The organism is Duganella sp. Root1480D1 (assembly GCF_001427305.1).
In the GTDB taxonomy this organism is placed as follows: Bacteria; Pseudomonadota; Gammaproteobacteria; order Burkholderiales; family Burkholderiaceae_D; genus Rugamonas.
On the sequence record NZ_LMFZ01000005.1, the window covers coordinates 20,205 to 32,095 of the forward strand.

Here is an 11,891-nt window from a genome sequence, read left to right on the forward strand (position 1 = left end):
CCTTATTGTTGGCGCGGGGCCGTTTCTTTTTTACGGCCAAATCCGAGCTTGCCTGCCAGCTTGCCCAGCTTTTCAAGTGCCCCCGGCGGAGGCGGCGGTTCCTTCGGCGCTGGCGCCTGCGCCAGCATCTTCTGCAGTTCGAACAGGCTTTGCGGACGGGCCAGCGGGTCGATTTCCAAAGTCCATCGTACCAGCTTCACCAGCTCCGGCGAATAGAGGATTTCCAGCTTCTGGAAGTGCGGCTCCATCTTGTCGTCCTTGCGGCGCTGGTCGGCTGGCTGCGGTGGCTGGCCGAGCATGCAGGCAAAAATCGACGCGCCGATCGAATAGACGTCGGTCCACGGCCCCAGCGCCTCGGTCTTGGAGTACAGCTCGGGCGGCGCGAAGCCAGGGGTGTACATCGGCATCAGCTTCGGGCTGTCCGTATTCACGGTCTGGCGCGCCGCGCCAAAGTCCAGCAGCATAGGCGTGCCGTCCGTGCGCAGGTAGATATTGGCCGGCTTCAGGTCCAGGTGCAGCAGCTTGTTGGTGTGCACCTCGCGCAAGCCCTTCAGCACCTGGGTGAAGATCTGGCGCACGAAAGCCTCGCTGCAATTGCGACCCCTGCTGCGTTGCCGCTGGATATGATCCTGCAGCGAATGGCCGGACTCGTAGGCCATTACCATATAAACAGTTTCGTTGGCACGGAAGAAATTCAACACCCTTACAACATTCGGGTGCGAAATCTTTGCCAATGCCCGGCCTTCTTCAAAAAAGCACTTCAGCCCGATCCTGAAGACCGGGAGATTCGATTTTGTGACTACCGGCACCATCTCGCCCTCTTGACGCAATGCAAGGCTGCTTGGTAAATATTCTTTAATTGCTACCGCATTACCTTCGGCGTCGTAGGCCAGGTACACAATACTGAACCCGCCTGACGCAATTTTCTTTACAATGCGGTATCCAGCAATTTCCAGACCATCCGGTAATGGAGCGTTGTTCTGAGCTGCCATAAGTTTCCTCGCTTCAACTAAACCGGATTGTGTGGGACAAAGCAATATATTGTAAAGACAAAGACAAAATCGGGGATATCCTTTGAGCATTTCCAGCATGACTGGCTACGCCGTAGCCACCAGCGAAAGCGCGGCGGGCACGCTGACAATTGAGATCAAAAGCGTCAATTCGCGCTTCCTTGACCTGCAATTCCGCATCAACGACGACTTGCGCGCGCTCGAACCCGATTTGCGATCTGCCATTATGGGCGCCATCACCCGCGGCAAGGTAGAGCTGCGACTCAGCTTTGGCCGCAAGGCTGCCGGCGCCGGCACCCAGGCCCTGAATGTAGCCCTGCTCAACGAACTGGCGCGCCTGCAAGGCGAGGTCAGCAAGCATTTCAGCGGCGCCACCCAGATGAGTGTTGCTGAACTACTTCGCTGGCCAGGTGTTGTCGAAGAGGCACAAATCGGCCAGGAATCGCTGCAGGCCGACGTTTCCACCCTGATGAACAGGACTCTGGAAGCCTTTGTCCAAAGCCGCCAGCGCGAAGGCGCGGCGCTGGAAGCGATGCTGGTTTCCCGCATCGACGCGATGGAATCCATCGTTAAACGAATTACCCCACTAATTCCTCAGGTAGTTGCACAATTCCAACAAAAAGCCGTGGAACGCATGCAAGAAGCGCTCGGCCTGGCCTGCCAGGGATCGAATACCGCGATGTCGCGCCAGGACGCGATGGAGCGCATCCGCCAGGAAGTGATCCTGTACGGCATCCGCATCGACGTGGCTGAAGAACTGGGCCGTCTGTCCGCGCACCTGGGCGAAACCCGCCATATCCTGAAAAAAGGCGGCCAGGTCGGCAAGCGCCTGGACTTCATGATGCAGGAACTGAACCGCGAAGCGAACACCCTCGGCGCCAAGGCCTCGGTCAAGGAACTGGCCGACGCCTCGATGGAGCTCAAGCTCCTGATCGAGCAGATGCGCGAACAGGTCCAGAACCTTGAATAAAGAAAGTCGGGGTCAGCTCCGGCAATCGGACAAAAGGCGCACATTCGTGCGCCTTTTGTCCGATTGCCGGAGCTGACCCCGACTTTTACCTTGTAAGACGATACAGCAACACCGCGGTGCGGATCGCTCCCTGCTCGATCGAGCGTACATCCAGGTCTTCTCCCGGCGCATGGGCGCCCTTGCCGGTGGCACCCAGTCCATCCAGGCTGTCGACGTATGGGGCGACGAATTGCACATCGCCGGCGCCGCGCAGGCCCGGCGGCAGTGCGGCGATCAGCCCCAGGCCGGCGTCGGCGCTGGCTTTCGAATACAGCTCCAGTACCTTCAGGTTGCCGGCGGTCGGCGCCATCGGTGGGTAGCCGTCGCGGAAGCTGATTTCGGCACTGGTGCCTGGCAGGTTTTGCGCCACGATGGAGCGCATGCGGGCGCGTGCTTGCTCGCCCTGCTCCGGCGTCAGGAAGCGCAGGTCGCCTTTTACCGTTGCGCTGTTGGCGATCACATTTGACTTGCCGAAAGCCGTCCCCTTGGCTGCCATGCCGTCGTAAGTGACTTCGGTGCCGCCCAGGATCAGGCCGGGATTGAAGCTCAGGTCCGGTTCCTGCAGTTGCTGGCGGAAGGCGTCCAGGATGCGCGCCGCTTCGTACACCGCGCCATAGCCGGCGGTGGCGCTGAAGATGCCGGAGGAGTGGCCTTGCTTGCCCTTCACCTCGAGTTGCCATGAAGTCGACGAGCGGCGGCCGATGGTGCCGGTGGCCTTGCCGCTTTCGTCGAGCACCGTGGCCTCGAATGCCAAGGCGACGTCGCTGCGCCTGGCCAGGTTGACCATGTCGCGCCGCGAGACTTCTTTCGGGTCGCCGGCATTTTCCTCATCGCCGGTAAAGATCACGCTGATGGTGGTGTTGTCCAGGGCGCCTGCCGCGTGCAATGCGCGCAGCGCTTCGATGACGATCACATCGCCGCCCTTCATGTCGTTGACACCCTGGCCGCCGGCACGCTCGCCTTGGCGCTCCCACTTCTGCATCGGAGCATTCGCCTCGAACACGGTGTCCAGGTGGCCGATCATCATCACGCGCTTGCCCTGCTTGCCCTCGCGGGTGGCGACCAGGTGGCCGGCACGCTGCATCTCCTTGGGCATGTCGATCCACTGCGTCTTGAATCCCAGCTTATCCAGTTCGGCGCGGAAGACTTTGCCAACCTCGCGCACGCCTTTGTGATTCATGGTGCCGCTATTGATGTTGACCGTCTTTTCCAGCAGCGCCAGCGCATTGCCCGAATTGGCCTTGACCAGGCTGGCGATACGTTCTTCTTCAGGCGATAGCGACTGCGCAGCGGCGCCTCCCATCAATCCAGCGGCGAGCAGCGAAACGAACAGGCGAGTCATACGCATTTCTGGCATCCTCCTCGAAGTGTGTTCGCAACTCTACTACGGAAAACTGAAATGAACATCCGCGTTGGCATCGGCGGCTGGGACTTCGCTCCCTGGCGCGACACCTTCTACCCTCCCGAGGTTCCCCTCAAGCGCGCGCTGGAATATGCCAGCAGCGTGCTGACCAGCATCGAGATCAACGGGACCTTTTACCGCAATGCCAAGCCTGAACATTTCGCCGGCTGGGCCGAACGCACGCCGGACAATTTCGTCTTTGCAGTCAAGGCTTCGCGCTATGCGACCAACCGCAAGGTGCTGGGCGAGGCAGGCGAATCGATCGAGCGCTTCATGGACAGCGGCTTGACGGAACTGGGCGACAAGCTTGGCCCGATCCTGTGGCAGCTTGCCGCCACCAAGCGCTTCGATCCCGACGACCTTGAAGCCTTCTTCAAGCTGCTGCCAAAGAAGCTCGGCAAGCGCAAGCTGCGGCACGTGCTCGATGCGCGGCACGACAGCTTCATGTGCCCCGAGTACCTGAAGCTGGCGCACAAGTACAAGGTCGCAACGGTGATCACCGATTCGCCGAAATATCCCAACTTCACCGAGGTAACCGGCGACTTCGTTTATGCACGCCTGATGGACGCGCAAAGCGCGGTCGCCACTGGTTACACCAAGCCCGCCTTGAAGAAGTGGGCCTCGCAGGCAAAGGATTGGAGTGCTGGCGGCAAGCGCGACGTTTTCGTCTACTTCATCAACGGTGCCAAGGAACGCGCGCCGGCAGCCGCCATGCAACTTATTGCCAATCTGCGCTAGCGCCACTACTGCTCGATCACCAGCACGTCGTCGAAGGCGAAACCTTTCACCCGCACCGTATGCAGCGGCAGGGCCAGCCCCGCGTCCTGTTGCACCTTGCGGCGCAGGCGCTTGACCATGGTGTCGAGCCGGTTCTGGTCGTAGCTCAGGTAGTCTTCGCCAAAGGCCTGCACGATCGCCTTGCGCGACAAGGCTTCGCCTGATTCGATGGTGGCCAGCAGCTTGAGGAAGCTGAATTCCAGGCTGGTCAGGTGCACGCTGCGGCTGTTGGGACCAGTCAACGTATGGGAACGCATGCTGAGCCGCCAGTGGGCGCCGACCAGCGAGGACAATAGCGCATGCACCTGGTGCAACCGCGGGTCCTGCTGCATGTCGGCGTCACCGTCCAGCACGTACTGCGAGCAGTTGGCTGCAGACTTCACCTCTGTTACCTCGTATCCGGCATTGTGGAAGGCCCTGAGCAAGTCTTCGTCGGATACCGTCGTGCCTCTCAAAAACAGCAAATTGATCATTGTTGTCTTCCGCCAGTTAATAAGCTGCAAATAAGACTAAACAGATAAGTATTTATTAAACTGACAGTTTCTGGCAGACAACAATGCTTTCATTTTGCTATCGAGGAACGGACAATACTTCGCGGCAGCGATCCCACAAGCTCAAGCGCTCCGTCAGGCCCACCGTTCCGCCGTTGATGGCGCGCGTAATGCGCAGGAAGGCGCTGTTGGCGGCCGCGCCGGTGGCGCCGTCCGCCATCGGGTTCAGTCCACGCGACTGCCAGAACCAGGCCGCCGAACGTGCCGCCGGCCCCGCCTCGGCCAACAGCTCGGGTTGCACCAGCAAGTCGAGGCTGAGCGCGGCGGCGCAGTCCTTGTAATTGCTGCGTCCCGTCAGCTGGATCAGCCCGCGCCCGCGGTAGCGCCAGCCATCGCCGCTCGCCATATCGCCATTGCCCATGCGGCCGGCGTAGACGAAGTTGGCGAGGCGCTCGGGATTGTTGGCATAGGGTTGCGCCGCCTGCTGGTTCGGGAAGCGCGTCGGCCAGACTTGCGGCAAGCGCACCGCGGAGTAATTGAGGTTCTCGCTCAGCACACGCAAGTTGCCGGATTCGTGCAGCAACTGGGCGAGGAAAGCGGCCTGCCGGCCGCCCGTGTTGATTTCGCGCTCGGCCATTGCTCGATTCAATGGCACCAGCCAGGTGTCGGCCGTGGCCTGCTGCGCCCCTTTGCCCAGTATGCCCAGCAACTGTGCTGCGGTAATGTCATGCATGTCGTTCTCCTTGTCCAGAAAAAAGCCATGCCGGCCTAGCAACCGGCATGGCCCTGCTGCTTAGCTGACCTTCGGCGCGATGGCGGTGTGCAGGATGTCCAGCACGCGCGACAAGCCTTCCGGCATGCCGGTGTCTTCCGCCAGCACCTGCACGTGGTACTTGGCGGAGTTGTCCGACGCACGGGTGTTTTCCTTGCTGGACGAGACCGAACCTTCCATGTGGACCTTGGCGCTGAAGACGCCCCAGCCAACCTTCATGTCCGCGCTGAAGGAGCCCGAAGTGGCGCTCGATTCCTTGGAAGTGAAGGACGACTTGACCTCCATGTCGAAGGTGATGTCGACCTTGCTGATCGCCAGGCTTGGCACCTTGACGATGGCCAGCATCGGCACTTTCAGGTCAACCGTTTCTTCCTTGGACTTGGTCAGGTCGGCAGGATCGGCGACCAGGCGCTTGAAGGAAAAGGTCGCCAGGCGGGTGTGGTCGGCACCCAGGGTGTTGCCCTGGCCCGGGTCTTCGAAGCCGACATATTTGATGAAGTCGGCGGTGGCGTTGGCCAGTCGCACCTGGGCATCGCAGGCGGCGGTCAGCGGGCCACCAATCAGGTCGCCCATTGGCAGGCCTTTGAACTGCGACGAAATATCTACAAGGTCACTCATCTTGCTCTCCTAAAGAAAATGGCCACGAGGGCCGGGGTATGCCGCTTACTGCAGCCCGGGCGATGCGGTATGCGGCGCTTGAAAACCAGCTTACGGAGGCGATGCGCTTATCGCGTGACGATTTCTGTCAAGCGTTGCATCAAGCGGCGCAGGGCCGATGGCTGGCGCACTGGGCGCAGTGCTTCCACCTGCGCCAGTTGTGCCGGCGACAGGACGAAATGCAGTGGCGAAGCAGGACGGCGGCGCCAGCCGGCATCGCTGCGGAAGAAGGCCAGCCGGCAGCCGCCGGCATCGATATGCAGGCGCAGCTCGACGCGCAGCGGCCGGCGCAGCAGGCGCCGCCACCATGGCGGCGGGCCTGCGCGCAGCGCAGCACCAGCGCGCGATCGCTGCAGGTAGCAGTGCCATGACAGTTCGAATTCAGCCACCTGCAGCGGCATGCGGCGATGAAAGGCATCCCGTGCAATGCCGTGCAGCGTGCCGGGATCGTGGAGGTCCGGCCTGGCATCAAGCTGCACGTTGACGCGCGCGAACGTACCGCGCAGCGCTACTTGCAGCGCCTCCAGCGAAGGTGGGGAGCGCATGCCGTCCCCACTAATCGAGGAACATCGGCTTGCGTGAGAATCCGACGTTGTAGACGGCATACTGCAGCACCACCTGGTGTTCGCCGATGTTATACAGGCCGAAGCTCTTGTCGATGCTGAGCAGGTAGCCGCGCGGCGTGCCTTGCAGGCACTTGTTGACCAGGGCCATGGATTCTTCGACTTCGGCTTCGGTGCGCATGTGCTGCGGGTTGTCGTTGCCGACCACGATGCGCTTGATGAAGCGCATCTCGCTCAGTTGGAAGTTACGGTCATTGCTCATCGCCCTTGCCCTCCTCTTCCGGATTGGCAGGCGCCTCGTCTTCATCCGCAGTCACTGCCTCCATCGGGGTGTAGCCTTGCGCCTTCACCACGTCATTCAGCAGGCGCGCCATGCCCTCCGATTTTTCCGCCGATACCAGCTTGAGGCGGATGTGCGCCGCATTGCCGTTTTTCTTTGCGATGCCGCCGGACTCGGGATTGATGCGCAAGCTGGCTTTCTTTTCCGGTGGCGCGGCTAGGCCGGCTTGCTGCCTTGCGGCTTCAGTGGCGGCATCGGGCTCCGCTTCTTCGAGTGCACCGAGCTCCACATCCAGTTCCACTTCCGCTTCGCCAATCACCAGCGAGCTATGCGGCACCAGCGAAATCAGCGGCAGGCGGTAGGTGTAGGTCTCGCCAGGTTCTGCGTGGCTGTGGATGGCCGGCAGTTGCAGGTCGAACGAGGTGGGTTGGTTTTGGCGGTCGAAGAAAGTGGCCAGGTTGGCCATCTGCGCCTTCTCCACCATGTATTGCGCGTTCATGACGGAGCCTGCGATCGCCCTCACCATGTCTTCCAGACTTGCGAGCATTGCCATTTGATGTCCTCCAGTTTGTCAGATCCGGAGGCCAGAATAGCGGTGAGATCCCGCCGCCAGGCTGACCATTTCTGGCGGCGGAGGGCGACGAACAACCAGCCTACTTCCAGCAACCTCCTTGCACCCTCACTGTGTATTCGATCTTTTTCGCAAGGCTGTCCGTCAAGGCAGTTTTTACGCCCTCCCGGAAATTGTCCGGCTTAATCAGCGCCGTCTTGCGCTTGACGCCATAGGTGTCGGCCTTCGCAATCAAATCACCTTCCTCGGATTCGTCATTAAGTGCGAGTTTCCACAAGCCGTCCTCCGCCTTCTGTAGCACTACTGTGCCTTGGTCAATGCGTTGCGCCTTAGGCGAGATGACCATCGTCGTGGTGACCTTCCCGATAGCTTTGGAAGCGTCGGTCTTCTGCGTCGAAGTCAAGGCAGGTTGTTCGAACGGCATGCCCTTCAGTGGGGTGACCTCGCACTCGGCAGCGGCGGTGATGCCCGTCGCGACGGACAAGGCGAAGGAAAGCAATACTGATTTCATACATTTCTCCTGGTTGATGGAAAGGGAAAGAACTGCAAAATCAATATAGCCCTGCTCGCCGCGGGCTTGATGCGTACCGCCATGAATGGTCAGAAAAATTCGCCGTTCGCCCCGTACATTCAGGCTACGCGGCATTGGGTTCGCGGCTATCACATCGAAGGAGAACCAAATGGCTCATATCAGGCAAGCAGGCATCCTCGCACCAGGCAGCGACGCCGTGCACGACGCGGACGTCATCATGACAGCGGCCGTCGTCGGCCACGCTTACGCGCGCCTTAGCAACAACAGCAACTGCGCCTTCGACATCGAAGCCGACACCGACCCTGGCCAGGACGCCAGGATGGCCGTCAACTGGGACCGCCATAAACGCGCAGTGGCCAAGATCAACAAGGCACTCGAAACCATGGGCGGCCAATACGGCAAGCCCGGTACGGGGAAGGAAGCAATCGTCGGCGTCACCCCGGCCTACGACAAGCAGGGCAACATCACCCGCATCACCGGCGGCGCCGGCGACCTGCCGCTCGACTCGCCGCTGCGCTACAACCCGCCGCTGCCGAAGGACCTGGCCGGCGCCAAGCTGTACACGCTGGCATTTGACTCGCGCGTCGGCTATCAGGGACGCGGTGCCTACACCGGTTTCGTGCAAGGCCGCCAGAATGGCCAGAGCAACCTGTTCTCCACTTACCGCCAGCGCGTACCCACTGCCTTCGGCCGCCGCTGGCTGCCCAGCACCAAGCCGGCCGACAGCAACGCGCCGATTGGCCTGTCGCAGCAAGAACGCATCTGGGGCATGGTCGGCGACAACGCCATGCAGGAAGAGCTGCGCCAGCAAGGCATGTACTTCAAGGACCAGGACAAGGCGCGTGGCGGCACCGGCCTGGTAACGGACGACATTGTCGGCTACACCCACGGCATGGTGCAGGCAGTCTACGATGTGGAAATGTGGAAGGCGATCAATCCGCACGAGCATGCAGGCACGCCGTATGAAATCGCCGTGGGTAAAGAGACCACCAAGCTGGCCTCCTGCTTCACCTGCGCGATCTTCATGCAGGCCAACGGGCATCCAGCATCGGCCACCCACCTGGGGCGTGGCGAATCATGGCTGCCGCTGTATCCGGAGAACGGCAGCAGCGTCAGCACGCAGGACCGCACCCGCGCTGCATGCAACGATAAATGGGCAGCCTACTGCAAGACCATCATCGATGCCGGCATCGCCTGCATTGAGCGGCGCCTGGCCACGGACAAGCACAAGGCCAGCATGACCAGCCTGAAGGCCTGCCTGGCAGGCAAGCAGCCCATGGACTACGCCAACCTGGTGCTCGATGCCGTGACGGTCCACGAGCACGAAGTGGTGCGCGTGGACCGCACCTTGCTGGCCTAGGCGGCCGGCTGGCGCACCCCGTCGAACCACGCCAGCGCGGCCGACCATAAAGGCTCGGCGTGCTGGCGGAAGTAACCCATATGACCCAGTTTGCCCAGCCCCGCGGCAGCAGGGTCGATGTCCACCCCATGCCAGGGCGCGTTGCGGTAGCCGGACATCAGCGCATCGCGCGACAGCGGCGGCGCCCACAAGTCGTCCGTCGCGTTCAATGCCAGAATCGGCGTGCGCACGCTGGCAAAGCCTTCCGCAATTTCCGGCACCTTCGGGTCATCGAGGAAATAACGCGGGAATTTGCACCAGTGCTTCCATTGCCGGTACACGCCCATCGGCAAATCCTCGCCCATGCCAAGCTTGCTCCAGGCCAGGCGTCCCTTCCAGCGCGTCACGACCGGGCCGACCACATGCCACATCGCCAGCACGCGCAGGCGCTCCAGGCGCGGCATCCAGCCATGCCAGCCGGCGCCGACGCCGAACAGGTAGACGCCGGCAATCTTTTCGTGGTTCGGTACCAGACCCAGGGCATGGCCGCCGTAGGAATGGCCCACCATGTACAGCGGCGTGCTGTCGCTTGGCGCGAAGAATTCGATCACCGCGTTCAGGTCCAGCCGCGCCCAGTCGAGGAAGCTGGCTTCAAAGCCACGCAGGGTTTTCGGCGCAGAGCCGCCGACGCCGCGATAGTCGAAGGTCAGCACGGTATAACCCTGCCCTGCCGCGAATTCGGCGAAGCGGCGGTAGAAGCCTTGCGGCACGCCGGTGGCGCCGGCCACCAGCAGCCGCGCTTTCTCCGGACCGCGGGCGCGGTAGCGCACGGCGGACAGCGGGTAGCCGTCAAGCGCGCGCAATTCCAGTTTTTCCGCCAGCAGCAAGGCGGCGGCAGGCATATGGCTCATGTTCTTTTCTCCACTTTCAGCATTGGCATCAGGGCGTCCATGGTCTGCACCATCGGCGCGGTGTCGCCCGCCACGCGGGCTTGCAGCAGGCCGCCTTCATAGGCGGCGAGGATCAGGGCGGCGATGCCCTCGGCACGGTGGCGCTCATGGCCGGCCAGCGCCAGCGCATCGGCCATGCGGCCGCGCAGCGCCGCGAAACCGGTTTTCAGCGCGCTGCGGATTTCGACGTCGTCGGCGGTCGATTCCAGCGCGACCGCTGCCAGCGGGCAGCCCAGCTCGAACTCGCTGTCGTCCAGGCCGCGCAAGGCGCGCAGGATCCAGGCTTGTAGCGCGGTGACCACATCCGGCTCGCGCTCCATATAAGTGTCGAGCTTGTGGACCAGGAAGCTGAAGGTGGCTTCGATGGCGGCCACGGCCAGTTGGTCTTTGCCGCCGGGGAAATGGTGGTACATCACGCCTTTCGGCGCCTTGGCCCTGGCCAGGATCTCGCTCAGGCCGGCGCCATGCAGGCCGCGGTGCTGCAGCGTCGTGATCATGGCGTTGATCAGGCGCTCGCGGGTGGTCAGTTGGTGGGTATTCATGCGGTTTACTCTATAGACCGGTCGGTCCAGTGTCAAGTGCTGCAAATGCCGTTGCCCTTGGTAAAATACCTCTTTGGGCGACGCCCTAGCTTTTGAGAATTGCAAATGAGCCAACATTTTTCCGGCAGCCTGTTCATGGTTGCTGCACCATCCGGCGCCGGTAAATCAACGCTGGTCAATGCCCTGCTGGCACAGGAACCGGCCATCAAGCTGTCGATCTCGACCACCACGCGCCAGCCGCGTCCGGGCGAGCAGCATGGCCGCGAGTACTTCTTCACCACCGCCGAGGACTTCCGCAAGCGCGCCGCCGAGGGCGAATTCCTGGAGTGGGCCGAAGTGCACGGCAATTACTACGGCACTTCGCGCATCTTCGTGGAAGAACAAATGAAGGCCGGCACCGACATCCTGCTGGAGATCGATTGGCAAGGCGCGCGCCAGGTCAAGAAGCAATTCCCGCAGGCGGCCGGCATCTTCATCCTGCCGCCATCGTTCGCGGCGCTGGAAGAACGCCTGCACAAGCGCGGCCAGGACGAAGTCCACGTGATCAACCGCCGCCTGCTGGCGGCGGGCGGCGAAATCGCCCACGCGCCCGAGTTTGAGTATGTTATTATCAACGAAGAGTTCCCGGTCGCCTTGTCGGAGCTAAGCGCGATCGTCCGATCGGCCCGTTGCCGGTTCGCGCAACAAGCCGCCCGCAATGCCAAGTTGATGTCCGAGCTGGGCATCCACGCCGACCACGCAGAATAATCACCGACGCATCAAGTACCGCATTTACCCAGGAGTTAAGCATGGCCCGTATTACTATTGAAGATTGCCTGAAGAATGTCCCTAACCGCTTCCAGCTGACCCTGGCAGCCACCTACCGCGCACGCCAGCTGCTGCAAGGCCACACCCCGAAGGTCGAAGCCAAGGACAAGCCAACTGTCGTCGCCCTGCGTGAAATCGCCGCCGGCAAAGTAGGCCTGGAAATGCTGAAAAAGGTCCCTATGTAAGCTG

16 protein-coding genes are annotated in these 11,891 nt (G+C 61.7%); 5 read left to right on the forward strand and 11 right to left on the reverse strand.

From position 1 onward, the window contains the following. Window positions 1-2: 2 nt before the first annotated feature. A complete protein-coding gene (locus ASD58_RS06920) occupies window positions 3-992 on the reverse strand; it encodes a serine/threonine-protein kinase (RefSeq protein ID WP_057260373.1) in 990 nt (329 codons plus the stop codon). A 97-nt stretch (window positions 993-1,089) separates the two neighbouring features. Here ASD58_RS06920 and ASD58_RS06925 point away from each other — a divergent pair, with 97 nt between their 5' ends. Further along, window positions 1,090-1,980 carry a YicC/YloC family endoribonuclease gene (locus ASD58_RS06925; protein WP_057260374.1) on the forward strand — a complete coding sequence of 297 codons (891 nt, stop codon included), beginning with the start codon at window positions 1,090-1,092 and terminating at the stop codon, window positions 1,978-1,980. Window positions 1,981-2,065: 85 nt separating this feature from the next. On the opposite strand, the gene ASD58_RS06930 is transcribed toward ASD58_RS06925, so the two are convergent. Further along, window positions 2,066-3,367 (reverse strand): M20/M25/M40 family metallo-hydrolase, encoded by a 1,302-nt coding sequence (locus tag ASD58_RS06930; protein WP_057260601.1) that lies wholly within the window; start codon window positions 3,365-3,367, stop codon window positions 2,066-2,068. Between the two features lie 51 nt (window positions 3,368-3,418). Here ASD58_RS06930 and ASD58_RS06935 point away from each other — a divergent pair, with 51 nt between their 5' ends. Further along, window positions 3,419-4,159 carry a DUF72 domain-containing protein gene (locus tag ASD58_RS06935; protein ID WP_057260375.1) on the forward strand — a complete coding sequence of 247 codons (741 nt, stop codon included), beginning with the start codon at window positions 3,419-3,421 and terminating at the stop codon, window positions 4,157-4,159. 5 nt (window positions 4,160-4,164) lie between these two features. Here ASD58_RS06935 and ASD58_RS06940 read toward each other — a convergent pair whose 3' ends face one another. The 7 genes from ASD58_RS06940 to ASD58_RS06970 form a co-directional block, all read right to left on the reverse strand. Continuing rightward, entirely contained in the window at window positions 4,165-4,581 is a 417-nt protein-coding gene (locus ASD58_RS06940) for a helix-turn-helix domain-containing protein (protein ID WP_162252993.1), read from the reverse strand. Window positions 4,582-4,768: 187 nt separating this feature from the next. Further along, window positions 4,769-5,422: a glycoside hydrolase family 19 protein gene (locus tag ASD58_RS06945; protein ID WP_057260377.1), complete on the reverse strand. Its 654-nt coding sequence runs from the start codon at window positions 5,420-5,422 to the stop codon at window positions 4,769-4,771. Between the two features lie 60 nt (window positions 5,423-5,482). After that, window positions 5,483-6,079 carry a DUF2589 domain-containing protein gene (locus tag ASD58_RS06950; RefSeq protein WP_057260378.1) on the reverse strand — a complete coding sequence of 199 codons (597 nt, stop codon included), beginning with the start codon at window positions 6,077-6,079 and terminating at the stop codon, window positions 5,483-5,485. A 107-nt stretch (window positions 6,080-6,186) separates the two neighbouring features. Beyond that, the gene (locus tag ASD58_RS06955) at window positions 6,187-6,663 is read right to left on the reverse strand and encodes a hypothetical protein (protein ID WP_057260379.1); all 477 of its coding nucleotides are present in this window, start codon (window positions 6,661-6,663) and stop codon (window positions 6,187-6,189) included. Window positions 6,664-6,673: 10 nt separating this feature from the next. Then, complete coding sequence (locus ASD58_RS06960; protein ID WP_057260380.1) at window positions 6,674-6,943, reverse strand: hypothetical protein; 270 nt, start codon at window positions 6,941-6,943, stop codon at window positions 6,674-6,676. Beyond that, complete coding sequence (locus ASD58_RS06965) at window positions 6,933-7,514, reverse strand: DUF2589 domain-containing protein (protein ID WP_082565277.1); 582 nt, start codon at window positions 7,512-7,514, stop codon at window positions 6,933-6,935. Before ASD58_RS06965 ends, ASD58_RS06960 begins: the two co-directional genes overlap by 11 nt. A gap of 100 nt (window positions 7,515-7,614) precedes the next feature. After that, window positions 7,615-8,178 carry a hypothetical protein gene (locus ASD58_RS06970; protein ID WP_156401186.1) on the reverse strand — a complete coding sequence of 188 codons (564 nt, stop codon included), beginning with the start codon at window positions 8,176-8,178 and terminating at the stop codon, window positions 7,615-7,617. A 34-nt stretch (window positions 8,179-8,212) separates the two neighbouring features. Between ASD58_RS06970 and ASD58_RS06975 the strand changes: the two genes are divergently transcribed. Beyond that, window positions 8,213-9,424 carry a hypothetical protein gene (locus ASD58_RS06975; RefSeq protein ID WP_057260382.1) on the forward strand — a complete coding sequence of 404 codons (1,212 nt, stop codon included), beginning with the start codon at window positions 8,213-8,215 and terminating at the stop codon, window positions 9,422-9,424. On the opposite strand, the gene ASD58_RS06980 is transcribed toward ASD58_RS06975, so the two are convergent. Beyond that, on the reverse strand, window positions 9,421-10,314 hold the full coding sequence (locus tag ASD58_RS06980) for an alpha/beta fold hydrolase (protein ID WP_229209919.1): 894 nt from the start codon (window positions 10,312-10,314) through the stop codon (window positions 9,421-9,423). The two genes, ASD58_RS06975 and ASD58_RS06980, sit on opposite strands and share 4 nt — an antisense overlap. After that, a complete protein-coding gene (locus ASD58_RS06985) occupies window positions 10,311-10,895 on the reverse strand; it encodes a TetR/AcrR family transcriptional regulator (protein WP_057260383.1) in 585 nt (194 codons plus the stop codon). The genes ASD58_RS06980 and ASD58_RS06985 overlap by 4 nt, the downstream gene beginning before the upstream one ends. Window positions 10,896-11,000: 105 nt before the next feature. Between ASD58_RS06985 and gmk the strand changes: the two genes are divergently transcribed. Then, entirely contained in the window at window positions 11,001-11,642 is a 642-nt protein-coding gene (gene gmk, locus ASD58_RS06990; RefSeq protein WP_156401187.1) for a guanylate kinase, read from the forward strand. 41 nt (window positions 11,643-11,683) lie between these two features. Continuing rightward, on the forward strand, window positions 11,684-11,887 hold the full coding sequence (gene rpoZ, locus ASD58_RS06995; protein WP_005665923.1) for a DNA-directed RNA polymerase subunit omega: 204 nt from the start codon (window positions 11,684-11,686) through the stop codon (window positions 11,885-11,887). The last annotated feature ends 4 nt before the right edge of the window (window positions 11,888-11,891 follow it).